Source organism: Myxococcus sp. CA051A (assembly GCF_013336705.1).
Taxonomy (GTDB): domain Bacteria; phylum Myxococcota; class Myxococcia; order Myxococcales; family Myxococcaceae; genus Myxococcus; species Myxococcus llanfairpwllgwyngyllgogerychwyrndrobwllllantysiliogogogochensis.
On the sequence record NZ_JABUMS010000003.1, the window covers coordinates 288,013 to 313,460 of the forward strand.

At 69.8% G+C, this 25,448-nt stretch carries 21 protein-coding genes; 11 read left to right on the forward strand and 10 right to left on the reverse strand.

Going from position 1 to position 25,448, the window contains the following annotated elements; all coding sequences use genetic code 11:
• Positions 1-1,149: a glycosyltransferase family 4 protein gene (locus tag HUA74_RS11130; RefSeq protein ID WP_174454547.1), complete on the reverse strand. Its 1,149-nt coding sequence runs from the start codon at positions 1,147-1,149 to the stop codon at positions 1-3.
• Between the two features lie 75 nt (positions 1,150-1,224).
• The gene (locus tag HUA74_RS11135) at positions 1,225-2,442 is read right to left on the reverse strand and encodes a glycosyltransferase family 4 protein (RefSeq protein WP_174454548.1); all 1,218 of its coding nucleotides are present in this window, start codon (positions 2,440-2,442) and stop codon (positions 1,225-1,227) included.
• 303 nt (positions 2,443-2,745) lie between these two features.
• Here HUA74_RS11135 and HUA74_RS11140 point away from each other — a divergent pair, with 303 nt between their 5' ends.
• The gene (locus HUA74_RS11140) at positions 2,746-4,326 is read left to right on the forward strand and encodes a serine/threonine-protein kinase (protein ID WP_174454549.1); all 1,581 of its coding nucleotides are present in this window, start codon (positions 2,746-2,748) and stop codon (positions 4,324-4,326) included.
• 1 nt (position 4,327) lies between these two features.
• Here the strand turns inward: HUA74_RS11140 and HUA74_RS11145 are convergent, their stop codons facing one another.
• The 3 genes from HUA74_RS11145 to HUA74_RS11155 are packed head-to-tail and all read right to left on the reverse strand — an operon-like array spanning position 4,328 to position 7,317.
• The gene (locus HUA74_RS11145; protein WP_174454850.1) at positions 4,328-5,437 is read right to left on the reverse strand and encodes a glycosyltransferase; all 1,110 of its coding nucleotides are present in this window, start codon (positions 5,435-5,437) and stop codon (positions 4,328-4,330) included.
• Positions 5,438-5,469: 32 nt separating this feature from the next.
• Positions 5,470-6,645 (reverse strand): glycosyltransferase, encoded by a 1,176-nt coding sequence (locus HUA74_RS11150; protein ID WP_174454550.1) that lies wholly within the window; start codon positions 6,643-6,645, stop codon positions 5,470-5,472.
• 3 nt (positions 6,646-6,648) lie between these two features.
• Positions 6,649-7,317, reverse strand: coding sequence for a bifunctional 2-polyprenyl-6-hydroxyphenol methylase/3-demethylubiquinol 3-O-methyltransferase UbiG (locus tag HUA74_RS11155; protein WP_174454551.1), 669 nt, complete (start codon positions 7,315-7,317; stop codon positions 6,649-6,651).
• A 198-nt stretch (positions 7,318-7,515) separates the two neighbouring features.
• On the opposite strand from HUA74_RS11155, the gene HUA74_RS11160 reads away from it, so the two are divergent.
• The 4 genes from HUA74_RS11160 to HUA74_RS11175 all read left to right on the forward strand — a co-directional run bounded on the left by HUA74_RS11160 (position 7,516) and on the right by HUA74_RS11175 (position 12,127).
• Positions 7,516-9,033 (forward strand): oligosaccharide flippase family protein, encoded by a 1,518-nt coding sequence (locus HUA74_RS11160; RefSeq protein WP_141641779.1) that lies wholly within the window; start codon positions 7,516-7,518, stop codon positions 9,031-9,033.
• Positions 9,034-9,052: 19 nt separating this feature from the next.
• Positions 9,053-10,003, forward strand: a complete 951-nt coding sequence (locus HUA74_RS11165; protein ID WP_174454552.1) for a glycosyltransferase family 2 protein — start codon at positions 9,053-9,055, stop codon at positions 10,001-10,003.
• 1 nt (position 10,004) lies between these two features.
• Positions 10,005-10,922: a glycosyltransferase family A protein gene (locus HUA74_RS11170; protein WP_174454553.1), complete on the forward strand. Its 918-nt coding sequence runs from the start codon at positions 10,005-10,007 to the stop codon at positions 10,920-10,922.
• 176 nt (positions 10,923-11,098) lie between these two features.
• Positions 11,099-12,127 carry an ROK family protein gene (locus HUA74_RS11175; protein ID WP_174454554.1) on the forward strand — a complete coding sequence of 343 codons (1,029 nt, stop codon included), beginning with the start codon at positions 11,099-11,101 and terminating at the stop codon, positions 12,125-12,127.
• Between the two features lie 112 nt (positions 12,128-12,239).
• On the opposite strand, the gene HUA74_RS11180 is transcribed toward HUA74_RS11175, so the two are convergent.
• From HUA74_RS11180 to HUA74_RS11195, 4 genes are read right to left on the reverse strand one after another with little or no spacing between them, the layout of a single operon-like run.
• On the reverse strand, positions 12,240-13,310 hold the full coding sequence (locus tag HUA74_RS11180; protein WP_174454555.1) for an acyltransferase: 1,071 nt from the start codon (positions 13,308-13,310) through the stop codon (positions 12,240-12,242).
• 13 nt (positions 13,311-13,323) lie between these two features.
• Positions 13,324-14,286: a glycosyltransferase gene (locus HUA74_RS11185; protein WP_174454556.1), complete on the reverse strand. Its 963-nt coding sequence runs from the start codon at positions 14,284-14,286 to the stop codon at positions 13,324-13,326.
• Complete coding sequence (locus HUA74_RS11190; RefSeq protein WP_174454557.1) at positions 14,283-14,558, reverse strand: hypothetical protein; 276 nt, start codon at positions 14,556-14,558, stop codon at positions 14,283-14,285. The genes HUA74_RS11185 and HUA74_RS11190 overlap by 4 nt, the downstream gene beginning before the upstream one ends.
• A 7-nt stretch (positions 14,559-14,565) precedes the next feature.
• Positions 14,566-15,663, reverse strand: coding sequence for an acyltransferase (locus HUA74_RS11195; protein WP_254625016.1), 1,098 nt, complete (start codon positions 15,661-15,663; stop codon positions 14,566-14,568).
• A 299-nt stretch (positions 15,664-15,962) separates the two neighbouring features.
• Here HUA74_RS11195 and HUA74_RS11200 point away from each other — a divergent pair, with 299 nt between their 5' ends.
• The 5 genes from HUA74_RS11200 to HUA74_RS11220 all read left to right on the forward strand — a co-directional run bounded on the left by HUA74_RS11200 (position 15,963) and on the right by HUA74_RS11220 (position 22,153).
• On the forward strand, positions 15,963-17,447 hold the full coding sequence (locus tag HUA74_RS11200; protein WP_174454558.1) for an MraY family glycosyltransferase: 1,485 nt from the start codon (positions 15,963-15,965) through the stop codon (positions 17,445-17,447).
• A gap of 8 nt (positions 17,448-17,455) precedes the next feature.
• Positions 17,456-18,481, forward strand: a complete 1,026-nt coding sequence (locus HUA74_RS11205) for a nucleotidyltransferase family protein (RefSeq protein ID WP_371817225.1) — start codon at positions 17,456-17,458, stop codon at positions 18,479-18,481.
• Between the two features lie 109 nt (positions 18,482-18,590).
• On the forward strand, positions 18,591-19,562 hold the full coding sequence (locus HUA74_RS11210; RefSeq protein ID WP_174454560.1) for a nucleotidyltransferase family protein: 972 nt from the start codon (positions 18,591-18,593) through the stop codon (positions 19,560-19,562).
• A 102-nt stretch (positions 19,563-19,664) separates the two neighbouring features.
• Positions 19,665-20,966 (forward strand): UDP-glucose/GDP-mannose dehydrogenase family protein, encoded by a 1,302-nt coding sequence (locus HUA74_RS11215; RefSeq protein WP_174454561.1) that lies wholly within the window; start codon positions 19,665-19,667, stop codon positions 20,964-20,966.
• Entirely contained in the window at positions 20,963-22,153 is a 1,191-nt protein-coding gene (locus tag HUA74_RS11220; RefSeq protein WP_174454562.1) for an acyltransferase, read from the forward strand. The genes HUA74_RS11215 and HUA74_RS11220 overlap by 4 nt, the downstream gene beginning before the upstream one ends.
• Positions 22,154-22,163: 10 nt before the next feature.
• Here the strand turns inward: HUA74_RS11220 and HUA74_RS11225 are convergent, their stop codons facing one another.
• Entirely contained in the window at positions 22,164-22,469 is a 306-nt protein-coding gene (locus HUA74_RS11225; protein WP_141645546.1) for a hypothetical protein, read from the reverse strand.
• A gap of 370 nt (positions 22,470-22,839) precedes the next feature.
• Between HUA74_RS11225 and HUA74_RS11230 the strand changes: the two genes are divergently transcribed.
• Positions 22,840-25,446 carry an O-antigen ligase family protein gene (locus HUA74_RS11230; protein WP_174454563.1) on the forward strand — a complete coding sequence of 869 codons (2,607 nt, stop codon included), beginning with the start codon at positions 22,840-22,842 and terminating at the stop codon, positions 25,444-25,446.
• Positions 25,447-25,448: the final 2 nt, after the last annotated feature.

Below are 25,448 nucleotides of genomic sequence, written 5' to 3' on the forward strand. Positions count from 1 at the left end.
TCAGCGGCTCGCCAGGACTTCTTCAAAAAAGTCCAGGTGGGCCCGTGCCACGACAGGCCATGCGAAGCGGGTGACGGCGCGCTCCCGTCCGCGCGCGGCGAGCTCCCGGCGTTGCTCGGGGCTCTCCAGGAGTCGGGCCAGCGCGGCGGTCCACGCTGGGACATCCGCTTCGGGGAGCACGAGGCCGGCGTCGCCCACGGTGCGAGGTACCTCGCCCGAGTCACTGCCCAGCACGGGCACCCCGCAGGCGAAGCCCTCCGCGAGCATGCGCCCGAACTGCTCCTTCCACCGAGGCGTCGTCTGGCTGGGCGCGCACAGCAGGTCCATGGCGTTGAGCGCGCGTGGCACGTCGCCGTGGGGAACGCCGGTGACGATGCGCACGCGGCCCTCATGGTGTGAGGCCCATGCTCGCAGGGCGCCGTCCAGGGGGCCTCCTCCCACGAACAGGGCGCGCCACGGCGTCTGGAGTCGGTCCAGGGCCGCCATCAGCAGGGGGACCCCCTTCTCTTGAACGAAGCGTCCCAGGTAGCCGACCACGGGAGGGCCCGGCGCATCCCAGCCTTGCTCGCGCAGGAAGGCCTCGCCCGCGGCGCGGTGTGGACGGAACAGCTCCACGTCCACGCCCATGGGGATGGCGCGCGCGGGCCTCGCGGCATAGCCGGGACGGGTGGTGAGGAGCTCCTTCACCGTCTCGCCCCAGGCCACCCAGCCCGAGGCGCGCTGGATGACGAAACGCTCGGCCTGCGCGAAGGGCGGCGGGTAGCGCTTGAGGAGGTTCTGCGCCGAGCAGAAGACGAGGGGCGTGCGGCGAGGAGTGAGCAGGGCCACCTCCAATCCGGCGAGCACGTAGGGCTCCTCCCAGGAATGGACGAGGTCCACGTCGCCCGCGAGACAGCCGCGCAGCTCCGGCCCGTACACGAAGGCATGCAGGGAGCGACTGAAGAAGGCCCGCACGGCTTCCAGCGTCGCGGCCTCACCGTCGTCGCGCTTCAAGAGGAGAGGGCTCAGGTCTCCCTGGAAGGAGCGGGGCGCCACGGCCTTCACCTCCCACGTCCCCGCTCCCACGCGCGCCAGCTCGTTGGCGAGGCGCCGGTTCAGGGAGACGACATAGGAGTGCGAGACGGTGACGAGTCTGCGAGGCCGCTTCACGGAGGCTCCCGGTCCACCGAGGACCGAACCAGACCCGCTCCACCGGGTCAAGGCACCAGAATGGACGGCGGCCCGTCAGGTGGACAGCAGCGCCTGGTACACGGCGAGCACCTCACGCGCGTAACGCTCGCGAGAGAAGCACGCCACCGCGCTCTTCCGGCCCGCCTCGCCCAGTCGCGCGCGCTCTCTCGCCTCCGACAGCAGGGGGCGAAGCGCCGTGGCGAGGAGGCGGGCATCACCCGGCTCGATGAGCCGGGCATCCACTCCGTCCGTGAGCGCCTCCGCCGCGCCGCTCGCGCGCGAGACGACGGCGGGCGTCCCGCAGGCCAGGGCCTCCGCGATGGTGAGACCAAAGGGCTCGCGGCGTATGCTGGCGTGCACGAAGACATCCAGGGCGCGGTAGACGGCGGCCGGGTTGGCCTGGAAGGGCACCAGCCCGACCCGGCCGGTGAGCTGGTGGTGGTCGATGTACCGCCGCAGCTCATCCTCGGTGAACTGGGAGCCCGGGGTCCGGTACAGCGGCGCGCCCACCAGGTAGAAGCGCACCGCGAGCGTCGGCGCCTGACGCGACAGCAACGCGGCGGCTTCCAGGAAGACGTCATGACCCTTCCAGCGCGCGTAGGTGGCCACCAGCCCCACGCGCAGCGTGCCCTCCGGAGCAGGGGGCAATCCCGCGAGCGCGTCCAGGTCCGCCGGGGCGCCCGGTGCGAAGCGCTCCGTGTCCACGCCGTTGTAGACGACGTGGACGGGGACTCGGCCAAGCACCGAGCGCGTGTCCTCGCCCACGGCGCGGGAGTTGGCGATGGCCGCCGAGGCCAGCGGCGCCAGCGTGCCCAGCGTGCGTCGCACCAGGGGGCGCTCGCTCAAGAAGTCGTGGATGTGCCAGACGCGCTTGAGCGGCAGGCCCGCCGTGACGGGGCTCAGCAGGTGGGTCTTGATTCCATTGGAGTGCAGCAGGTCCGGCCGCAGCCTCGCGACTTCGTGACGCAGCGCACGGCCGTAACCGGCGAGGAGCGCGGGCGCGGGCAGCAGGCTTCGCGCGAAGCGCCACGCCTCCCCAGGCCCCTGCCCACGCAGTGCGCTGTCGCCCAGGCCGGACAGCCCCGCTGGAAGCGGAAGGAGGCGGGTGTCGACGCCCAGGGCCCTGGCCGCGTCCAGCAGCGGGCCCTCGGAGCCCGCGAGCAGGTGCAGGGACAGCCCCGCGTCCAACTGGCGCAGGCAGGCCATCAGGTCCAGCAGCGCGCGCTCGGCGCCACCCAGGATGCCCACGGGATTGAGGAAGAGGACGCGCACGCGCCTGGGACCGAAGCAGACCCCTCCGAACCCGTCAATCGCGCCCGTGCGTCGTTTCCGACCGCGTTCTGCTTGGGCGCGGGGGGGGCTGAGATGGGTTTGGATGAAGTCAAGTCAGGCAAGTGAATCCAGGAAAGCCGTGTGTTACGGCGTTGCGATTGCCCTCGGTGAGATGGATTCCACCCAGGGGGCCGAGCGATAGTCCGAGAGACGATGAGCCCCTCTCGAAAATGCCCGCGCTGCGGAGCGGACCATCGACCGGGTGTCACGGTGTGCCCGCAGGAGGTGTTTCGCGTCGGAGTCGTGGCGCCGGCCGGTGCGTATCGCCCGGACGCGGAAGAGGACACGGACGAGGCCACGTTCAAGCGCGAGCGGAACATGTTGCCGGAGCCCGTGCGTCCCCTGGTGTCGGGGGTTCCCCCGGCGTACTCGGCGCGGGCGATGAAGTGGGAGGAGTCCGTCACCCGCGACGCGCTGGTGGGCACGAAGGTGGGCGACTACCTCATCAAGCGCCGCATCGGCCGCGGTGGCATGGGCATCGTCTACGAGGGAGAGCACGCGGTCATCGGGCGCAGGGTGGCCGTGAAGGTCATCCGCCCGGACTTCGTCGAAGGTGGCCGCGCGAGAGACCTGGCCACGGAGGCGCGTTCGGCGGCGGCCATCCGTCATCGCGGCATCATCGACATCTTCGGCTTCGGAACCATCCCCGACGTGGGGCAGTACCTGGTGATGGAGTACCTGGAGGGCGCACCGCTGGACGAGGTCATCCACCAGCGCGCCCCCATGTTGGAAGTGGAGGTCATCAGAATCCTCGATGCGCTCTTGAGCGCGCTGGCCGCGGCGCATGGGGTGGGCGTCATCCACCGCGACCTCAAGCCGGGCAACGTCTTCATGGTGCGCGAGGGTGATGGCAGCGAGTCCGTCAAGGTGCTCGACTTCGGCATCGCCAAGCGCAGCGAGGCGCCTTACGGCAGCACGCCCCAGACACACGCCAACGCCCTGGTGGGCACTCCCGAATACATCGCTCCGGAGCAGGCGTGTGGTCATCAAGTCAGCCCGCAGACGGACCTGTATGCCGTGGGGGTCATCGCCTACGAACTCCTGACGCGGCGACTGCCCTTCGAGGGTGAGTCGGCCATGGCCATCATCGTCCACCACGTCCGCACGCCACCTCCGCCGCTCTCCAAGTACCGGGAGGTGAACTCCGCGCTGGAGGCGCTGGTGATGCGGCTGCTGGCGAAGGAACCCACCGAGCGCCCCGCCTCCGCGGAGTCCGTGCGTCGCGAGCTGAAGCACGTCCTCGCGGGGTTCTCCGAGGGCGCCACCCGGCTCTCCGCACCGCCCCCGGAGACGCGCGCGACGGAGTTGCTCCAGGCGATTCCCCAGGTGAAGGGGAAGAAGGGTGGACGGCGAGAGCCTCGCCGCCGGGGGCCCATCTCCGACTCCGAGCGTCCGACGAGCATCATGGTGACGCCCACCATGCTGCTGGAGGCGACGTCGCTGGACCACAAGCCGCTGCGCCCGCTGCGTTCGCGCAAGCTGCTGGTGGGCGGCGCGCTGGCCCTGGTGGTCGTGGTGGGCGGCTGGGCGTTCCTGGCGCAAGCCCGGACGCGCTCACCCCGTCGCGACACGACGCGTGCGCGAGTCCAGAAGACCGCGCCTCGAGGAATGGGCACGGTGGTGCTCAAGGTGAACGGGCCTCCGCTCCAGGACGTGCTCGTGGATGGGAAGAGCCACGGCGAGAAGTACGTGCTGGAGCTGCCCGAGGGCATTCACCAACTGGAGGTGCGGGGCCGCGACCTGGGAAGGCCGCACAGCAGCTCTGTCGACATCCGGGCGGGTGCGTTCATCGAGCACCACGTGACGTTGCCCTCCCTCTTGTGATTCAGCGCGCGAGTCGCTGATACGCATCCAGGATGGCGCGCGTGTGCGCGGTCCAGGTGAAACACGCCGCGCGGGCGAGGCGACGGGTGAGCGGCGGCGGTGACACGCGTCCGGTGAGGAGGGCGTCGACGGTCTCCGTCCACGCGGAGAGGTCTCCGACGGGGCAGTAGAGACAGGTGGATTCGCCCACTTCACGCAGCACGGGCAGGTCGCTGGCCACCACGGGGACGCCGCAGGCCAGGGCTTCGATGAGCGGGAGCCCGAAGCCCTCCGCCTCGCTGGTGATGAGCACGGCCTTCGCGTTGCGGTACAGGCCCGCGAGCGTGGACCGCTGCTGAAAGGGGGGTTGGAACAGGGCGTCGCCGATGCCAAGTCGAGCGACGTGCTCCCGCTGCGCCGAGTTCAACGCGCCCCCCTGCTGGACGAGGCGCAGGTCCGGGTGGCGGGCGCGCAGCGCGGCGAACACGTCGAAGAGCACGTCCAGACGCTTGCGCGGAATCGCGCTGCCGACATGCAGGAGGTAGGGCCGGCCCTCGAGGGGCGCGAGCACTTGCTGGCTCTGGTCTCCCGGGACGGCTTCGACGCGGTACTCGGGAGAGGTGCCCAGCGGGGCCCAGACGAGACGGGCGGGGTCGACCACGCCATGCGTGAGCAACTCGTCCCGGATTGTCTGGGTGTTGTGGAAGACGATGGCGGCGCGCTCGAGCCCTCGAAGCTGGGTCCTGGCCATGAGTCGGAACCACGCGGGCCGGGCTTCGCGGTGAGGTTCCACGACGGAGCGGAACGCATCGAGGTCGTAACAGAAGACGCCGGTGCGCGAGGCCGGGAGCGCGTGGACGAGCTGCGCGTAGCTGTGGTCGACGATGTGGAAGGCGTCGAACCGGGAGCGCGCGAGCAGCGCACGCGCCGGGTAGAGGCCGAAGCGGGTGAGGATGCGGTCGACGTTGAACGCCTCGCGCCGCGAGCCCAGGCGTGGCAGCCGGCGGGCCACGGCCGGCAGGGGTGGCCGCAGGCCTTGGGCGGAGACTTCGCCAGGGAAGGCTTCCAGTCCATCGACGAGTGCCTCGCCCACGAGGTCCATGCTGGGCCAGCCCTCTTCGAGAGGGTCCATCAACACCGCGAGTCGGAGGGGCTTCGAGGACGTCACGGAGTGCTCCCTGGCGGGTGCAGGAGTGCTTCCACCGTGCGTTCCAGGGTGAATCGCTCGCGATACAGCCGGGCCGCGCGCGCACCCAATGCGGCGCGTTCCTCCGCGTGGGCCAGGAAGTACTCGGCGCACTCGAGCAGCGCCCCGGCAGTGGTGTCCTCCGCGAGAGCGACGGCCCGCGACTCGCGCCAGAAGGGTTCCGTGAGATGCCCGGTCTGGGTCACCAGGGGACATCCCAGTGCCAGCCCGGCCATGGAGGTCGTCCGGCGCGTGCTCACGCCATCCAGATAGGGCTGTATCAACAGGTCCACGGACGACAGGTGTGCCGACAGTTCGGCGGGCGCCAGGTCATCCCGCGAGGTGATTCGTGGGGCGAGCTCTGGATGTCGCAGGCCCAGTTCCTGGACGAAGCGTCGGCTGCCCCGTCCCAGCAGCAGGCCCTTGCGGTGTTCGTCCGCGCGCAGCAGTGGGACGAGGACCGTCGACAGGAGCTCGCTGATGGCGGGGTCGTACGTGCCGAAGTGGCCCAGCCAGGGCCCCGTCCCCAGTGCCAGCCGTACTGCTTCACGCGTCTGTTCCGGAACTTCTGTTGGAAGCGTGCTGGGAATGGGGCGCCATTCCGCGCGATGTCGGACTCTCGCGGGCAGGTGCTCCGCCCATGACGGGATGGACACGAAGAGTCGCTCCGCCGCGCCGCCCACCATCCCCGCCATCACCCGTGTGACTCCCGCGAGCACTTGATGGCGCAGCGGAGACGTTGGCTTCCACGGGTAGACGATTTCGTGGAAGAAGACCCAGCGCTCGTCCTGGCGACGCGCGGCGAACCAGGCGCAGAACGGAACGTTCATCGCTTTCATGCCCAGGGCGTGCGGGACGTACTGGAGCAGCAGCCGCCTTGGCGTGGGACAGTGATTCAGCTCGCGCGTCAGGTGGCGCAGCCCCATCGGCGTGAAGAGTCCGGGAACGCGGTGCACCGTGACGCCGAGCTCCTCGCGTGCGCCTGACTCTCCCGGTGCCCAGACATGCACCTGCTGCCCTGCGTGGACGAGCGCCTGAGCCACCAGCCGGGTGTAGTCACTGACGCCGCCAGGCTGCGGTGGATACTCCCCGGTGAGCAGGTGCCACGAGACGGGCCTGTCACCGTCCCGTGGTTCGCCGGAGGAGGAGGTCACGGCTCAGGAGGCTTCCAGGTCGCGGACGGCGAGGAGTTGGAAGGCGTGCTGGGGGAAGCGCGTGGCGAAGGGCTCGGTGAGGATGGACAGCCGGCTGCCCAGTCGTGCGGGGCGGAGGCGGGGCAGCGCGAAGTCACCTCGCAGCGGCTTCCAGCCGCTCATGCCGGTGACGCGATAACCCCGCAGCTCGAAGTCATAGACCTCCCAGCCCGAGCGGTGGACCTGATGGACGTTGTTGTCCCATTCATCCTGGGGAAGAAACCCGTTGGGCGTGAAGATGACGACGCGCTTTCGCGCGAGTGACTCCATCATCTCCAGCAGTCGATATCCCTCGGGCTTCTCGAAGTGCTCGATGACGTCCAGCGCGATGACCGCGTCGAAGCTCTTGGGCGCGAAGTGCTTGCCGACCTCGAGCAGGTCCATGCAGTGGTACTCCTGATGGATGTCCGCGGCGCGACTGCGCTCGATGCTCGCCGGGTAGCCATCGACGCCCACGGTGCGCGAGAACAGGTGCGAGATTTTCTTCAGGGGTGAGCCCGAGCCGCAGCCGATATCGAGCACGCTGTCGCACGAGCCCACCAGCGTGTCCCGCAGCGTACGGTGGAAGACCTCGTGCTCGCTGACGAGCACCTCGCGCTTGAGGAATTGGAAGAGGGAGTGGCTCGGTGACATGCCCGGCGGACCGTAGCCCCGGGGCTTCCTGGGTGGCAACCACGCGTCGGGCACCCAAGCAGTCAAGCCGCTGACCCACTGTCCCGACGCCCTCGCATTGCTTGTGAGGGTGGGACGGCCCCGGTAGCATCGAGTGGGCGCCGTCCACCTGGGGCGGCCCTCGTCTTTGATGCCCGGGAGCGGGCTGTCCCCCTTGCGATGACCGCGACCGCCGCACCTGACGTGGACACTGGCGACGTCAAGGCCCGTGCCCTGAAGGGCATGGTCGTGCTGATAGCGCGGACCGTGGCCTCGCAAGGCTTGCGAGTGGTGAGCGCCCTGGTGCTCTCCCGGCTGCTGTTCCCCGCTGACTACGGCCTGTTCGGCATCGTCGCCTATGCGGCTTCGCTGGGGGTGTTCCTGGGGGACCTGGGGTTGAGCGCGGCGCTGGTGCGTCAGCCCCATGAGCCCACGCGGGATGAGACCTTCACCATCTTCTGGTGCCACCAGGCGCTCACCGCCGTCATCGTCGCCGTCGTCTGCGCGTTGGCCCCCCAGCTCGCGGAGGGCTATGCCCTGGGCGAAGGGGCGGTGCCCATGGTGTGGGTCATGGCCCTGGGGCTGTTCCTGTCCTCGCTGCGCGTGATTCCGCTGATGGCGCTGGAGCGGCGGCTGGCCTTTCCGGCCATCGCGAGGGCGGAGCTGGCGGAGAACATCGCCCAGGTGGCCAGTACGTTGGCCCTGGCGGCGGCGGGCCTGGGTGCGTGGGCGCTGGCGCTAGGGTCCCTGGTTCGCGGCGTGGTGGGGTTGGTGTGCATCGGCTGGGCTTCGCCGTGGCGCCCGCGCGGGACGTTCCGGGTGGACGTGCTGCGGCGGCTCCTGGGCTTCGGACTGGCCTTCCAACTCCCCCCGCTCGTGGCGGCCGTGGTGGCGGGCTGGGTGCCGCTGGTGGTGGGGAGGGTGCTCGGCAAGGATGCCGTGGGGCTGGTGAACTGGGCCGTGGCGCTGGCCTCCACTCCGATGATGCTCAGTGTCGTCCTCAACCGCGTGGCCTTCCCGGCCTATTGCCGGATGCAGGATGACCCGGAGGGCTTCGCGGAGTACCTGCGCACCTCGCTGCGGCGGCTGGCCGTGGTGCTGTTGCTGACGCTCCCCGTGGCGGTGCTCGGGATGCCCGTGCTGGTGCCGCTGTTCTTCGGGCAGCGGTGGGTCGCCGCGGTGCCGTTGGTGCAGTGGTTCAGCCTGGAGTGTCTGCTCATCGTGTTGACGGGCCTGCTCGCCACCGCGCAGAACGCGGGAGGCCGCCCCTGGGAGCGGCTGGCCGTCGTCGTGGGCGTGGGCGTGGTGAAGTGGAGTGTCGGTACGTGGGCCATCCACCGCTTCGGCCTGGCGAGCGTGGGGCCCATCGGGCTGGTGGTGTCGCTGGGGGAGGTCTGGGTGACGGCGTGGCGGGTGTCGCGGCTCAACCCGGCGCTGCGCGGGCTGGTGCTCCAGGTGGTGGAGCCGCTGGTGACCGTGGGGATGGTCGTGGCCGCGGCCTTCCTGGTCGTGCGCCTGTGGATTCGAGACGGTGGCTTGTCGGGCTGGGCGGTGGGGACGGTGGTGTTCGCGCTGCTCATCCTCGTGCGCGAGCGCCTGCCGGGGACGCTCTCGCTCCTGGGCGAGGTGCGCGACATCCTCGCGTTCATCCGGGCGCGGCGGGCCGCTCGGGCTGTCCCGGTGAGCCCGGTGTCATGAGAGGGACGTGAGGCATCCGATGACGAAGCCGGACCTGGTCATCTCCATCGTCAACCACAGCAACCCGGAGTTGCTGCACGACTGTCTGCGGACGCTGTACGCGACGACGCGGGAGTGCACCTTCGAGGTGTGGGTGGTGGACAACGCCACGGATGGGCGAGGCGTGGAGGCCATGCGGCGCGACTTCCCCCAGGTGCGCTGGCTCTTCAACTCCGCTCGAAAGGGCTTCTCCGCCAATCACAACCAGGTGTTGCGACAGGCGCGCGGGCGCCACTTCTGCATCTTCAATGACGACACCATCGTCCACGAGGATGCGTTCGATTCGCTCGTCCGTTTCATGGATGAAAATCCGCGAGTGGGCATGGCGGGTGCACGGCTGTTGAACGCGGATGGCACCATCCAGAACTGCACCTTCCGGCCCATGTCGCTGTCCGGGCAATTGTTCGACCTGCTCTTCCTTCCGAGCCCGCTGCACTTCCTGAAGCGCAAGGACATCGACCCCGCGCAGTACGGACACGAGGATGCCCGGGTGAGCTGGGTGCTGGGGGCCTGCATCGTCGTGCGGGAGGAGACGCTGGCGGAGGTGGGGTTGCTCGACGAGGAGCTGTCGCCCCTGGGCAACACGGAGGACACGGACTGGTGTGTCCGGGCGTGGAAGGCGGGCTGGGAGGTGGCGTTCTGTCCGGAGGCGGTGATTACGCACCTGACGAGCCGCTCATTCCGTCCCTCCGCCACGGGGCCTGACAAGGTGCGCATCGAGCTGTGGCGCACACGGGTGGCCTACTTCCGAAAGCACCACGGCCGGCTGCGGGAGTGGATGCTGCGCGCCATCCTGGTGGGGACGCTTCCGTACAACTCGCTGGTGTTGACGCAGACGCTGCTGCGCGGACGCATGGCGCTTCCGGAGTACCGGCGGCAGCTCGCCACCTTCCTGCGCATCTCCGAGATGGGGCTGCGGACGCGACTCTGACATGCCCTTCTTCTCCGTCGTCATCCCCACCTACAACCGGGCGCGGCTGCTGGAGCGGACGCTGGCCTCCGTGTTCGCGCAGGAGGAGCGGGATTTCGAGGTGCTCGTCGTGGACGACGGCTCCCAGGACGACACGCTGGAGGTCCTCGCGCGGCTGGGTGAGCAGGTAAGGGTGCTCCAGCAGTCCAACGCGGGCCCCGGCGCCGCGCGCAACCTGGGCATCCAGGCGGCCCGTGGCGAGTACGTGGTGTTCCTGGACAGCGACGACCTGTGGTTCCCATGGACGCTGGCGTCGTACCGGCAGGTGCTGGAGGAGCACGGTGCGCCGACGGTGGTGATGGGCACGTCGGTGTCTTTCAGTGGCGAGGAAGAGCTGGCCCGGGTGGCTCGGGAGCCCGTGCGGGCCTCGCTGTTCACGGACTACCTGGCGAGCGCCCTGGACCGGACGCCGCGCACGGCGTGCGTGCTGGCGGTGCGGACGGAGGCGCTCAGGCGGGTGGAGGGTTTCACGCCGCTGCGCATCGTCGCGGAGGATTATGACCTCCTGTTCCGGTTGGGGACCGAGCCGGGCTTCGCCTGGGTGAGGACGCCCGTCATGGTGGGCTACCGAAGGCACGACGGGTCCGAGTCGACGATGCTGGAGTCGAGCCACCAAGGCATGGCGTATCAGCTGATGCAGGAGCGACTGGGGCGCTATCCCGGCGGGGGCGAGCGGAGGCGCGAGCGACTGGAGATGTTGCTCTATGCCACGCGGCACGTCTCGCACGTGCTCGTCGAGCACAGGCGGATGGACCTCGCCGTTGACTTGTATCTGCGCGGCCTGCCGTTCCACCTGGAGGTGCCGCGCTGGCGGTACCTGCTGGGCTTCCTTCCGAAGGTGGCGGTGACACAGGTGTTCCGGCGCCTCAGGGGGCGTTGATCGAGGCCGCGCGGGCCCGCCCTCCCGAGCGACTTCCGTGTCGCCGCACGGTCGCACGCTCGCCCTGACCTACCGCTGCGCCAACGACCTGTCAGGCGAGCGGGTCGCGGAGGTCGAGCCGAGACTGCGCATCTTCCATGGGACGTGCGCATGCGCGTGGTTGCCGGAGGCACGACATGGATGAGGTTCGGTCGGTGGGAACGGGGAAGGCTCGCGGAGGGCCGACCCCTGGCACGGCGAAGGCTTGGGGTGGCATCGACCTGGGCGGAACCAAAATCGAGGCGGTCATCATCGATGAGACAGGCAAGCCGATAGGCCATGCGCGCCATCCGACGCCGGTGCAAGGCAAGCCGGAGGAGGTGGTGCGGGAGATGTATGGGACGCTGGAGGAAGCGGCGGTGACGGCGGGGTTGTCCTCTCGGCGCCTCGAGGGTGTGGGAGTGGGGGCGCCCGGCGCGGTGGATGCGAGGGCGGGGACGCTGGCCCGGGTGAGCAACGTGGGGCGTGGATGGACGGAGCCCTACCCCATGGCGAGCGACCTCTCGAATCTGGTGCACGGCCGGGTGGTGTTGGGCAACGACGTCCAGGTTGCGGTTGTCGCGGAGTATCGCCTGGGGGCTGGGAGGCCCTATCGATCGGTGCTGGGGGTGTGGTGGGGCACGGGCGTGGGCGGGGGGCTTGTGTTGAACGGGGTGTCCTGGCGAGGCCGTGGAGCGGCGGGCGAAGTCGGCCACATGGTGGTGAAACAGGGTGGGGCTCGCTGTGGTTGCGGACGGTACGGGTGCCTGGAGGCGTATGCGGGGCGCGCGAGGATGGAACGCGAGGCGCGAAAGGCCGAGGAGGAGGGCAAGAAGACGGTCCTCTTCGAGATGATGAAGAAGAAGCAGCGCACGCGCCTGACGAGCAGCATCTGGAAGAAGGCGCTGAAGGAGAAGGACCCCCTGGCCACGAAGCTCATTGAGCGGGCGCTGCGGATGATGGGCGTGGGGATTGCCTCGGCCATCAATCTGACGGACGTGGACGCGGTCATCCTGGGAGGTGGCCTGGGCACGAGGCTGGGCGAGGAATACGCGGACCGACTGCATGAGGCCATGCGTCCCCACATCTTCATGCCCGGGCGTCAGCCCCCCGTGCTGGCGGCGGAGCTGGGAGAGCTGGCGGGAGCCATTGGTGCGGCCCTGCTCACGGAACCGCCGATGAAATAGCGATTGCCTGCTGTGCTTGAGAGTTGAACCGCACGCAGTGCAGTCTGGAGTTGCGAAAAACGCCAGGCGCTCGATGCTACCGCCCGTACCACGTCCGGCCAGGACTCGAGGCTTAGGAGTTCAAGGGCTGTGATGGTTGTGGTCGTGTTTGTTGTTTGCCGAGAGCGATGGCTGGCTGCTCGATGTATCTCCAGGACATCATCGCAAGCAGAAGCGTGACAAGGAGGGACAACGCCGCGTTCCACCACCACGGCATGGGGCCTCCCAGCAAGGCCGTGACGGCTTGCTGCACGGGGAAGGCATAGATGTAGAGGCCATACGAGAAGTCCCCGTGGCGTCCGAAGTGCGCGAGCCTGCTCGGGAGGAACGCGAGGTACAGCACGAGGTACGCGCCACAGGAGCCGATGGCGACAGGGAGGCCCTTGCCCGCCATCGACGTGGCGGTGAGCACCAGGACACAGGCCACCGCGAGCCATGGACTCATCCTCACGCGCTCTCTCCAGAGATAGAGCACCAGGCCCCCTCCGAAGTAGAGCCCGAGGAGCGGCCAGAAACCCAGGCGGCCGATGTGCAGGAAGGACAGCACCGCCGTGACACACCACCCGGCCAGCGCCAGTTCCTTGCGCAGCAGTCCCGTGACTCCCAATCCCAGCACGAGCAGGTAGAAGCCGACTTCGTACTTCAGCGTCCACAGCGAGCCATTGACGGCGCTGGGATACACGTTCCCTTCGAACACCCCGGGCAGGTTCCACTGCGGATTGATGAGGGTGAAGTTGCGCAGCAGGAAGCGGTACGTGTCGGGCGCCGTGAAGTACTCACCCAGCGGGTAGGTGGTGAACGCGGCGCCGAGCACGAGCGTCGTCAGCAGGAGCGACACCGCCAGCCCCGGGAAGATTCGCAGCGTGCGCGCCAGGACGAAGCTTCGGACGTCGCGCGTCCGCTCCCAGCTTCGGGTGATGAGGACCCCACTGATGACCAGGAACACCGCCACGCAAACCAACCCGAGCGAGACCTGGCCGTGGGTGAAGACGGTCAGCGGCTCGGGGCTCCCCTGAGGGCCCTCGCCCAGCGGAAAGGAGTGGCTGACGATGACGCCCGTGGCCGCGGCGAAGCGCAGGAAGTCCAGGTTGTTTCCCCGGCCTTCGAGACACTCACTCAACGTGGGACGTGGCCGGGGCGCCATGGGGGAGGGCTGCTCAACGCGTCTCGTGGAGTTGGGGATACGGCCCCTGCACCTGCGCCCAGCGACTCGCCAGCACGAACAGAATCTCTCGCACGGAGTCTCCCCGGAACGCGAGCACGGGACTGGCGAGCCCGGCACCGAGCAGCCGCGCAAACGCCTTCCAACGCGCCATGCCTCCGGAGCGCCGTCCCAGATAACGCGCCTGGAGGGTCTGCTCGCTGCGCACCACGCCCACGATGAGTCGGAAGAAATAGCGCGTCTCGAAGCGCGAGCGCGGAATGACGTGCCACACCTTCAGCGCGGGAGCGTAGAGCCGACGATGGCCTGCCTTGCCGAGCAGGAAGCCCAGCTCGATGTCTCCTCCACTCAGGAGTTGGTTGCCGAGCCGATCCGGCATGAGCTGCTCCGGCGTTCGCCACGGCACGGCCTCCAGGACGGCCGCGCGCCGCAGCCACAGCCCGGCTCCAATCGTGGGTGCGAGCGTGGCTCCCGCCCCGAAGTCGACGAGGTCATCCCCCATCCGGTGATTGATGGCGAGAAGATGCTCGCGCCGGGAGATGCTGGGCGGAGGCGGCGTCTCGTACCGGGGATAGATCCGGGAGACCACCACGCCGATTGCCGCGTCCTCGAAGTGCGCCAGCCCGTCGGCGAGGAAGTTCGGCTCGGGGATGTTGTCGTCGTCCAGGAAGCAGATGACCTCGCGCCGCGCGCTGTGGATTCCGCACAGGCGCGCGAAGAGCAGCCCCTGGCGGGCTTCATGGACCACGCGCACGTCCACGCCTCGGCGACGCAGTCCCGCGACGGCCGGGCTGTCTTCCACCACGCGCGCCGTCCCGTCCGCCGAGTTGTTGTCCACCACCACCACCTCGAAGCACGCGCTCGGCGCCTGCTGCGCGAGCAGGGCTTGAAGCGGCGCTTCCACGCGCCTTGCTCCGTTGTAGGTGGGGATGACCACCGTGACGCCCGCTGAACTCATCGGCGTGCCTCGGACTCACGAGGACGCGCCCAGAGCAGCCCGTTCACCTCGCCATTCCAGAGGCCGGGAGTGACTTCATGGCCCAGCGCTTCGAGGGGCTGCTCGCACCAGGTCTTGCCGTCCGGCCTCTCCCGGGTTCGATGCCACTCCATGACGAGCGTGCGAATCCGCAGGCGCGCGAAACGTAGGTCGCGGCGACCCAGCGGCAGCGCCCTCCAGGCGAGGTACCGCGGCTGGCTCAGCGACGTCAGTCGGTCCCTCAGTCGTGCCATGGTGTTCCTACGGGGACAAGACGCCCGGAGGGAGCGCCCCACGCGTCAACAGCCAGTCTCGCAGCTTGAGGCAGGGTTTCTCCACCGTGACATAGGTCACCCAGGCCACGCCCAACGTCAAGGCGAGGTACGCGAAAAGGTCCAGCCCCCAGGCGCCCAGGCTGGTGCCCAGCCGCTCCACCACTCGGACCAGGAGCCCATGCCAGAGGTAGGCGCCGTAGGAGAGCAGCGCGGTCTGATAGACGCCCCAGCGCAGGCCGCGTGGAAGCTGGAGCGACTCGATGCCCACGAGCACCGCGCCGAAACCCACCGCCAGCCCGGCGAAGATCCAGACATGGCTCGACGTCGTCACGATGGCGCCGTAACGCCCCACCGTCAGCGCCAGCACCCCCACTCCCGCGAGGGCACACGCTGTACGCCGGTGCCGAGACCAACTCCTCCACGTGGGTGCGGTCCGGGCCAGGAACACCCCGATGCCGAGCCCGTCCAGGTGCAGCTCGGTGGACCAGGGCGCGAACGTGGAGAGGCCCGTCACGGGCAGGTCCGCCGGCAGGTTCCGCGAGAAGAGCCAGCGAGCCACGACACTCACCGCCATGGGCGCAAGCCACGCCCAGGCGGGCCATCGTCGCCCCCCCAGCGAGAAGGCGAGCAGCGGCAGCACGACGTAGAAGTGCTCCTCCACGCACAGCGACCAGCTCTGCACGAAGTCGCGCGGCATCGTGAAGTTCTGGAGGAAGAGCGCGTAGTGCCAGCCTCCGCCCACGAAGGGCGTGCCCACCGTCCAGGGCTTGAGCGCGTAGAACGCGAGCACGACGAAATACAGCGGCAGGGTGCGCATCCAGCGCTTCAGCCAGAAGGTGCGCAGCCGGGAGCCCAGGGGAGGTTCACCATCCTCGGCGAAGACCTGCCGGCCGACCAGGTATCCCGAGAGGACGAAGAAGAGGTCCACGCCCATCCACCCATGCGCGAAGGCGAAGCGCACCGGGAGCGGCACGGCGTCATGGATGACCGCGGGCGCGTGGAAGACCAGCACTCCGAGGATGGCGAAGGCCCTCAGGACATCCAGCCCATCCATGCGTCGCGTGGAAGCGATGTCGGCGCTCAACGCGTGACTCCGCGCGGGTGATGCTCGCGGGCTCGTGGGAGGGGGGAAGACCTGGTGGGGCACATGCGGGTGGTGGGTGCATTGTGTCCCCCGTCCCAGGGGCGTCAACAACGGACCGCGAAGGGCCTGGCCGCAGGGCAGGCGTGGCACAGAGGTCAGCCATGACACTTCCAGGCCCCGCCGGAGCCCGCATGGCCGCTCGCTGGGGGACGACTCGGGCGACATCAGGGTGTCGGACAGGAACGCTCATTGACGCGCCGTGACGCTCACCGTCAGCATGGTGGGAGCGGCCCTTCTCGATGATCACCTTCTTCGTCGCGTTCCTTGTCTCGTTGATGGTGGCCCTGGGCCTCACGTATTTCGTGCGCAACCAGGCGCTGGCGTGGGGCTGGCTGGACCAGGCCAACTCGAGTCGCAAGGTCCACGTCCGGCCCATCCCTCGGCTGGGTGGAATCGGCATCGTGGCGGGGTTCTTCGCCCCCCTGTGCGCGCTGTTCCTGGTGGACTCCGGCGTGGGACACCACTTCCGGCTCCACACCGAGCTGATTTCGGGCCTGTTCATGGGGGGCGCGGCCATCGCCGCGCTCGGGCTGTATGACGACCTGCGAGGCGCGGGCGCACGGCTCAAGTTCAGCGTGCAGCTCATCGTGGCGCTCGGGCTCTACCACCTGGGCTTTCGCATCGAGGTCATCGCCAATCCGTTCGGCCCCGAGCTGACACTGGGCGCGCTGAGCCTGCCGTTCACCGTGCTGTGGATGGTGGGCGTCATCAACGCGCTCAACCTGATTGATGGCCTCGACGGGCTCGCGGGTGGTGTGGCGTTCTTCGGCGTGAGCACCAACTTCATCCTCGCGCTGTCGCGCGGTGACGTGCTGCTGTGCCTGCTGATGGCGGCGCTCGCGGGCGCCATCCTCGGGTTCCTCGTCTTCAACTTCAACCCGGCCTCCATCTTCATGGGGGACACCGGCAGCATGTTCCTCGGCTTCGTGCTGGCGGCGGTGGCCATCAAGACGAGCACCAAGAGCGGCACGGCCGTGGCCATGCTCGTGCCGGTGATGGCGCTGGGCCTGCCCCTCATGGACACGCTGCTCGCGGTGGTGCGCCGCTCGCTCCTCGGGCGACCGCTGTTCAGCGCCGACAAGGAGCACATCCATCACCGGGTGATGAGCCGCATGGTGCTCAGCCACCGCTCCGCCGTGCTGGTGCTGTACGGCCTGTGCGGCCTCTTCATGTTGACGGCCCTGGGGCTCAACTTCGCCAACAGCGCGCAGAGCGCCTTGCTGCTGTGTGGCATGGGCGTGGTCATCGCGGTGATGATGCGCAAGCTGGGGTATCTGGACCTGGGCCGCGCGGGCGACATGCAGCAGCGCCGCCAGAGAAACATCCGGCTGCGCTCGCTGGTGAAGGAGGTCATTGGCGCCGTGCGCGAGGCGAGGTCCCTTCAAGAGGTCTGGGGCGCCGTGCGGCTCCTATCGGAGGTGCTGGACGTGTCGCGGCAGGAGCTGCGCTTCCAGCACCTGCGCGACGGACTCCTGGACGGCGTTGTCTTCGAGACCCAGCGTGCCGCGGGCCTGTCGATGCCCTTCGAGCTGCGCCTGGAAGTGAAGGACGAAGAAGTGGTGCTCGGCTCGCTGCTGCTCGTCTGGCGCGATGGCCGCACTGCCATCGACCGGGACGAGGAGCTGGCGCTGGAGCTGGTGGCGGACGCCGTCGCCGAACGCGCCGCGGGGCTCCTGGCGGTGGCGGATGCCGACCCCGCGCGCGTCGTCGTCCTGAGAAGATGACGACGGCGGTGGGCTCAAGCGCTCTCGTCGCGCTGCTGCGCTCCTGGCCCAAGCCCCCCGCGAGAGGGGCTCCCGAAGGCGACGAGGCCACTGCCTTCGTGCGCGGGGCCGTCCGCCACGGGCTCGCCGGGTTCGTGGCTCACGCGGTGGGGCAGGTGGGTTGGGAGCTGCCCGCCGATTCGGGCGCACTGTTGCGCCGCGAGTCCCTGACGGGCGCGGCCCGCTCGCTCCAGGTGAAGGCCCTGCTGCTGAGAAGCCTGGAGGCGCTGGCCTCCGAGGGCATCGTCCCCGTGTCGCTCAAGGGGTACGGACTGGCGCAGCGGCTGTATCCGGACCCGCTCCAGCGCGCCACCCGCGATGTGGACCTGCTGGTGTCACGGGGCGAGGTCGAGACGGCCGTGCGCATCCTCACCGGGCTGGGACTGACGGCGCGTCCGACGCGCGATGGGCGCCACGCGGACCTGGACTCGCACCACCTGGAGCTGGAGGGAAAGGCGGGGCTCGTGGAGCTGCACTTCCGTGCCCTCGCGGGCTGGGGACGGACGCTGGAAGGCGACGCGCTGGTGTCGCGTGCGGTGGAGGGAGCACTGGAGGGCCAGCGGGTGCGGTGGCTCTGTCCCGAGGACGAGGCGGTGTACCTGGCCCTTCACGCGAGCCACCACTTGTTGCAGCGCCTGGCGTGGCTGTTCGACCTGAAGCTCCTGGCGGCGCGGGGATTGGACTGGGACCGCGTCGTCGCGGGGGCTCGTGGAACGGGCCTGCCACAGCTCGTGTTTCACGGCTGGGAGGTCGCGAGGAGGCTCCTGGGCGCACCGGTGCCGGAGGCCGCGCTGGAAGCCCTGGCGCCTCCCTGGTGGCAGCGGCGGCTCGCGCGGAGGTTCTTCACGGAAGAACGACTGGTGGAAACGGAGCTGGTTCGCAGCCGGCCGCGCTGGATGGCGGCGAAGCTGCTGCTGGCGCCCGAGCCGGGGGCGATGGTCCGCTATGCGCTGCGGCGCCTGGACACCGCGATACGCCCCTCTTCGGACAGATGAACCGTCGCCCCCAGGGGCGGGCCTTTGTCCTGTGTCCACCACGCCGTCATCCCGTGGGGCTCAGGCAGTGATTGCAGGCGATGCGGTGGGCCCGTTAAAGGGGGCCACCATGCCGCTCAGCCTGCTCGACACCTTCCGCGTCCTCGCTTCGTTCGAACCACCGCGAGGAGCCCTCAAGGGCGCGCCCTGGGAGGAATACGTCGACTGGGCCATCGCCCAGGGCCTGGCCCCGCTGGCGGCCTACAACCTGGAGTACCGCCTGGGCGCCAGCGCCGCGCCCGAGTGGGCCCGAGACAGGCTGCTCGCCATCTACCAGGGCTCCGTCAACGACAACGTGATGAAGCTCGTCAACTTCAAGCAGGTGGTGGACGAGCTGCAAGGCCGCAAGCTGGTGCTCATCGGCTCCGCCGCCTTCGCCGAGGCGCTCTACCCGCACATCGGCTTCCGCCCCGTGCTGGACCTCCAACTCCTCATGCGCCGCATGGACGTGGACGGCTTCGCGGGCTTCCTCTCCAACCACGAGTTCAAGCCGGAGACGGACACCTCCCACAGCGGCGCCACGAAGCTCGTCTCCGACGGGCGCACCGCCATCTACCTCTACTCCGACATCCTGGGTCCCCAGCGCCGCGAGCAGACCGCCGGCATCATCGAGCGCGCCAAACCCATGAAGGTCTACGGCCCCTCCATGTTCCGGGCCGACCTGGAGGATTCGGTCCTCCTCGTGTGCCTGGAGCACGCGCGTCAGGGGTATGACGTACCCTGGCTGTCCTTCATCGACCTGCGAGAGCTCGTCACCGGCGCCAAGTGGATGGGCGGCGTGTACTCCCGGCCGCTCGACATCCCCGCGCTGCTCGCCCGGGCCGCGGAGTGGCGCCTGGAGCGCGCCCTCTACACGTCGCTGTCCATCGTCGCCCGGCTCTTCCCGGAGGCCGCCGCGGAGGCCACCGCCGCCTTGCCGCCGCTGCGTCGGGCCACTCGGGAGCTGCTGGACCGGACGGTGGTGGGTCCAGTCAGCACCCCCGGGCGCACTTCGGCTCTCAGAGGCTTGGAAAGAGTGCGCCGTCTGCTCACGGGGCAGTGAGGCTGCCCGGCCGCTGTGCGGGCCCCGGGGACGGGCTTTCTTTCCGAGCGCGTCCCGGCGTATGAGTTCTGGTCAAGACACCTCCCCACTGGGACTCTTTCAATGCGTATCGCCATCATCGGAACGGGCTACGTCGGCCTGGTCGCGGGCACCTGCTTCGCGGACTCGGGCAACGACGTCACGTGCGTGGACATCGACGAGCGGAAGATCCGGATGCTCCAGGCGGGCGAGGTGCCCATCTACGAGCCCGGCCTCGAGGAGCTCATCAAGAAGAACGTCCGCGAGAAGCGCCTGTCCTTCACGCGCGACCTGCCGGAGGCGGTCTCCAACGCGCACGTCGTCTTCATCGCCGTGGGCACGCCCGAGGGTGAGAGCGGCGACGCCGACCTCCAGTACGTGCTGGCCGCCGCCGAGCAGATTGGCAAGGCGATGAAGCAGTACACCGTCGTCGTGGACAAGAGCACCGTGCCGGTGGGCACCGCGGACAAGGTTCGCGACGCCATCCGCAAGGTGACGAGCGTCGAGTTCGACGTCGTCTCCAACCCGGAGTTCCTCAAGGAAGGCGCCGCGCTGGACGACTTCCTCAAGCCGGACCGCGTCGTCATCGGCGTGGACTCCGAGCGCGGCCGCAAGGTCATGGGCGAGCTGTACGCGCCCTTCGTGCGCACCGAGAACCCCGTGCTGTTCATGGACACGCGCTCGGCGGAGCTGACCAAGTACGCCGCCAACGCGATGCTCGCCACGCGCATCTCGTTCATGAACGACATCTCCGCGCTGTGCGAGAAGGTCGGCGCGGACGTGGACTTCGTGCGCAAGGGCCTGGGCTCCGACAAGCGCATCGGCTACCCGTTCCTCTTCCCGGGCGTGGGTTACGGCGGCTCGTGCTTCCCCAAGGACGTGAAGGCGCTGGGCGCCACCGCGCGTGAGTTCGGCCTGGAGCTGGACCTGCTGCGCGCTGTGGAGCGCACCAACGAGCGGCAGAAGAAGCTCCTGGTGAACAAGGCGACCAAGCACTTCGGCGGCTCGCTGGAGGGCAAGAAGTTCGGCGTGTGGGGCCTGGCCTTCAAGCCGAAGACGGACGACATGCGCGAGGCGCCGTCCATCGACGTCATCGAGGGCCTCATCGGCAAGGGCGCGTCGGTGGTGGCGCACGACCCGGTGTCCACGCACACCGCGAAGCGCGTCTTCGGTGACCGCATCCGCTACGCCAGCGTGCCGTACGAGGCGCTGGAGGGCGTGGACGCGCTCTTCGTCGTCACGGAGTGGAACGAGTTCCGCCACCCGGACTTCGAGCGCATGAAGTCGCTGATGAAGGCGCCGGTCATCTTCGACGGCCGCAACGTGTTCGACCCGGTGCGCATCCGCGAGCTGGGCTTCACATACTACGGCATCGGCCGCCGGTGAGCCGAGGCGGTTCGCTCGATGCCCTGACGGGGCTGCGTTTCTTCGCGGCCCTGCATGTCGTGTTGTTCCACTTCGCGCGCCCGGCCCTGGAGCCGGCGCCGGAGTGGCTGCGGAACTTCGTGGGCGCGGGCTACTCCGCCGTGGGCGTCTTCTTCGTCCTGTCCGGCTTCGTCCTCGCCTGGAACTACCTGGACGTCGACGGGCGGATGGAGACCGGGACGCGCGCCTTCCTCGTCGCCCGTGCCGCCCGCGTCTATCCCGTCTATCTGCTGACCTTCCTGCTGTCCGCGCCGCCCACCGTCCTCGCGTCGGTGGCGGATAACGGCTGGAAGCTCGCCTGCGTGAAGCTCGCGGTGGGCGCGGTGGCGACGCTCGCGCTGGTGCAGGCCTGGGTGCCGCGGCTGACGCTGTACTGGAATCCCCCGGGCTGGTCCGTGGCGGTGGAGGGGTTCTTCTATGCCCTTTTCCCCCGGCTCGCGCGGTGGCTGCCCACGCTGCGTCCCTCGCGGCTGCCCATGTTGATGGGCGCGGTCTGGGTGCTGGGGCTGACGCCGCCGGTGCTCTACCTCGCGCTGCGGCCGGACGGGCCGGGGGCGCTGGACGCGCACTCGGGAGGCGTGTGGCTGTCGGTGGTGAAGTTCACCCCGCTGGCGCGGCTGCCGGAGTTCCTCTTCGGGGTGCTGCTGGGCTGGTGCTTCGTGCGCGAGCGCGCGGCGGGTGGGGCGAAGGGCTCGGGCGCGGTGCTGGCTTCAATCGGCGCGGCGCTGCTGGTGGCGGCCGGTGCGGCGGGGGAGTGGATTCCCTATCCGCTGATGCACAACGCGCTGCTGGCGCCCGCGTCGGGGCTGCTGGTGTACGGGCTGGCGCGCGGGGGAGGGTGGCTCGGCTGGGGGCTGTCGCGCCCGCTCGTGGTGCATCTGGGGGCGGCGAGCTACGCGCTGTACCTGCTGCAGTACCCCGCGGGCGAGGCGGCCATGAAGCTGGAGCGCGTGCTGTCGCCCTGGGTGGACCTCAACACGCCGCTGGGGTGGTTGGGCTCGGTGCTGCTCTTGGCGGTGCCGACGTCCGTGCTGGTGCACCGGTACGTCGAGACGCCGCTTCGCTCCCGGGTGCGCAAGGCGCTTCAGCCCTGGGTGGATGCGGAGGGTACCGCGGGCGCGGCCCGGACTGGGGTGTCGGGGGCCTGAGCCGGCCGCGTCAGTCGACGCCGCCCGGACGGGCGATGCCGCACTCGCGCTTGCCTTCGGGGGTTTCAATCTTCTTGCAGTCGCAGCCCTCGAGCTTCGCCTCGCAGACGACCTCGTCCTCGGGCGTGGGCTCCACGCGGCTCTCGTCGAGCGAGGCGTTCTGGAGGCACAGCTCCTTCTCCACGGAGTTGATGGAGCAGTCGCACAGCTTCTCGGACAGCTCGCGGCAGGCCCCCTTGCAGCCGGTGAGACCGGACAGGGTGGAGCAGAGGAGGGCGGCGGTGAGGAGGAAGCGGCGCATGGGTGCGGCGAACATGCCAGAAGGTCTTCCGGATGCAAGCCAACTCCGGGCCCGGTCGTGCATGAACGGATGCCGGACAGGCCCGCTCGCTCGTCCTGACTCCCGGGCCTGGGAGGGCCGGCGAGCCGAGGTGCCCCTGCGTCCCGAGGGCAGCGCGGCTTTCAACGCCTGACAGAGGGGGCTGGTTCTCCCCCTGGTGCCACCTGACGCCCTCGTGAGCTCCCGAGACGCGGGCCTCGACGGAGTGGACCCGCGAGCCCCGTGAGGGACGCGGCCGGGGGCCCACGGGCTTCGAGCTTGCCGGCTCTGTCAGCCGCCGAGCGGGAACCCGGGACGGAAAGAAGAGGCCTCCGAGGCTCGTGTCATACTCTCCGCCCCGCTCCGAATGGCCTCCTCGCATCGCAGCTGCTCCCGGTACACCCGGCTCGCTGAAGTGGCCCTGGCCACTCTTGTCGTGGTGTGTCCGCTGGCGCTCGGCGGCGCGGCGAGGTGGGTGGCCTGGCCGTTGATGGGGCTCGCGGGCGCGGCGGCGCTGCTCGCGGGAATCGGGGCCCGGCGCCAGGGCCAGTCGCTGCGTGTTCCCCTGCTGGCCGTGCCCCTGGCGGCGAGCGTGGTGCTGTGCGCGGTGCAACTCGTCCCCCTGCCGGAGGGGGTGCTGCGCGTGCTGAGTCCGGAGGCCGCCGCGCTGCGCGAGTTCGCGCTGGAGCCGCTGGGCCTCACGGGCGCGCGGCCAGTGTCGTTGGACTCCTCGGCCACGTGGCGCGAGCTGTCCAAGCACCTCGCATATCTCATGACCTTCCTCGCCGCGGTCCAGGTGTGTCGGGCCCGGGACAGCCGTCGGCGCCTTCTCGCGGTGGTGGCGTTCAGCGGCGCGGCGGTGGTTGTCGTCGGCCTGGGACATGCGCTGCTCGGCATGCACTCCCTCTTCGGGATGATGCCCTGGGTGCATGCGCGGCCCCCGCTGATGACGTTCTTCGCCAACCCCAACCACCTCGCGGGCTTCCTCGGGCTCGCGGCCTCGGTGGGCGTGGGGCTGGCTCTCACCACGCGGCCTCGCTCGAAAGCGCTGCCCTTCGCGCTGGCGGCGGGCGCCAGTGGCCTCGGGGTGCTGCTGTCGCTCTCGCGCGGGGGCATCGCCTTCTTCCTCTTCGGACAGGCGCTGCTGATGCTGTGGCTGGTGCGTCAGCGCCGCGAGGGCGGCGCGCCCCGATGGGCCCGGAGCACCGCCGCCCTGCTGGGTCTGCTGGCGGTGCTGGCGGTGGGCGCCTACGTCGCGGCGGACTCGCTGTGGGCCGAGGCACGCTCCGCGAACAGCATCGAGAAGCTGAGTCAGTCCAAGGTGGCGCTGTGGCCGATGATGGCGCAAGCCGCGCGAGCCTTCCCCGTGCTGGGCATGGGGCGCGGCGCGTTCGAGGCGGTCTTCCCTCGCTACCAGTCCGAGCCCAACCCGAACACGCTCACGCATCCGGAGAACGCGGTGCTCCAGGCCGCGACGGAGCTGGGCCTCCCAGGGCTGTTGCTGCTGGCCGTGGCGCTCTGGGGCTTCGTGCGGCTGGTGCGCCGCGAGGACCTGGATGCGCTGGAGCTGGCGGTGCTTTCGGGCGTGGCGGCGCTGGGGCTGCATAACCTCTTCGACTTCAGTTGGGAGCTGCCGGCCTGCGCGGTGGCCACGCTGCTCGTGCTGGGCGCGGTGGCCCGGCCTCGGGAGCGCGGCAGGGCAACGGAGGGAGCGCGGCAGGGACTGACGCCATCGCCGGTGTTGCTGGGCGCAAGCGTCGCGCTGACGGTTTTGGGGTTGCTGGCGCTCGTGCCGGGGGCGCACCGTCTGGCGGACGCGGAGGCGGAGCTGGCGGCGCTCGTCAGTGCCCGAGCGCCCGTGGACGTGGTGCACGCCAAGGGCCTGGAGCTCATCGCCCGGCACCCCTCGGACTATCTGCTGTATCGGCTGGTGGCTTCGGCCCATGCCTCGCGCGGAGGTGAAGGCGCGGGGGACACGCTGGCCTTCGTCAATCGCGCGCTGTACCTGGCCCCTCGGGATGCCGTGTCCCATCGAGTCGCTGGGCGCGCGTTGCTGGCCCTGGGCCGCCGCTCGCAAGGCTTCCTGGAGTACCGGCTGGCGCACGAGGCGGGTGATGCCGGTGCGCTCCTGGGAGAAGCGGTGCGCCGGGCGCATTCGGTGGAAGAGCTGGCGACGATGACGCCGGACTCGCCGGAGGTGGCGGGCCGACTCATGGACGCGCTGAGCAACACGCCCGGGCGTCAGGAACTGGCGCTGGCCTACGGGGCCTGGGCCCGGGAGCACTTCGAGGGACGGCACGGCGTGACGGAGCTGTGGACGCGCGAGGCGCGGCTGCGCCTGCTGCGCAAGGAGCTGCTGGAAGCGGAGGCCGCCTGCGCGCAGGTCGAGCGTCGTGAGCCGGAGCGACTGGACACCGCGCTGTTGCGCGCGGAGGTGCTCAAGGGCCGGGGCGAACTCGACGCCTCGCTCGGGGTCGTGGAGGCGCTGCGGGCCCGTCACCCGGGAAACGTGGAGCTGGCCTTCACCCTGGCCTCCTGGCAGTTGGAGGCGGGGCTGACGCGGCGCGCTCGCGAGACGCTCCAGTCGGTGGGCGGCCTCATCTCGGACTACCGCCAGCGGGCGCGGATGCTGTCGATGGAGGCGGACGGCCTGGAGCGTGAGGGGCTGCTGTCTCGCGCGGTGGAGCGACGACAGACGGCGGCGCGGCTGGTGCCGAGCGCGGAGGGGTACTTCGCGGTGGCGCGGTTGCAGGAGTCACTGCGTCGCTATGACGCCGCGGCGCGCTCCGTGCGCGAGGGGCTGGGATTGCTACCGCCCGACTCCCGCGAGGCCGCGCGGGCGTGGATGACGCGCCTGGAGTCCGCCGAGCGCACCCGGGTGGACACCCGTCGCAAGGAGTTGATGGACGACCCGAGGGCCCAGGAGCTGGAGCACCTGTTGGGAGGGCCGAGAGAGCCGCCCGTGGAGCCCTAGCG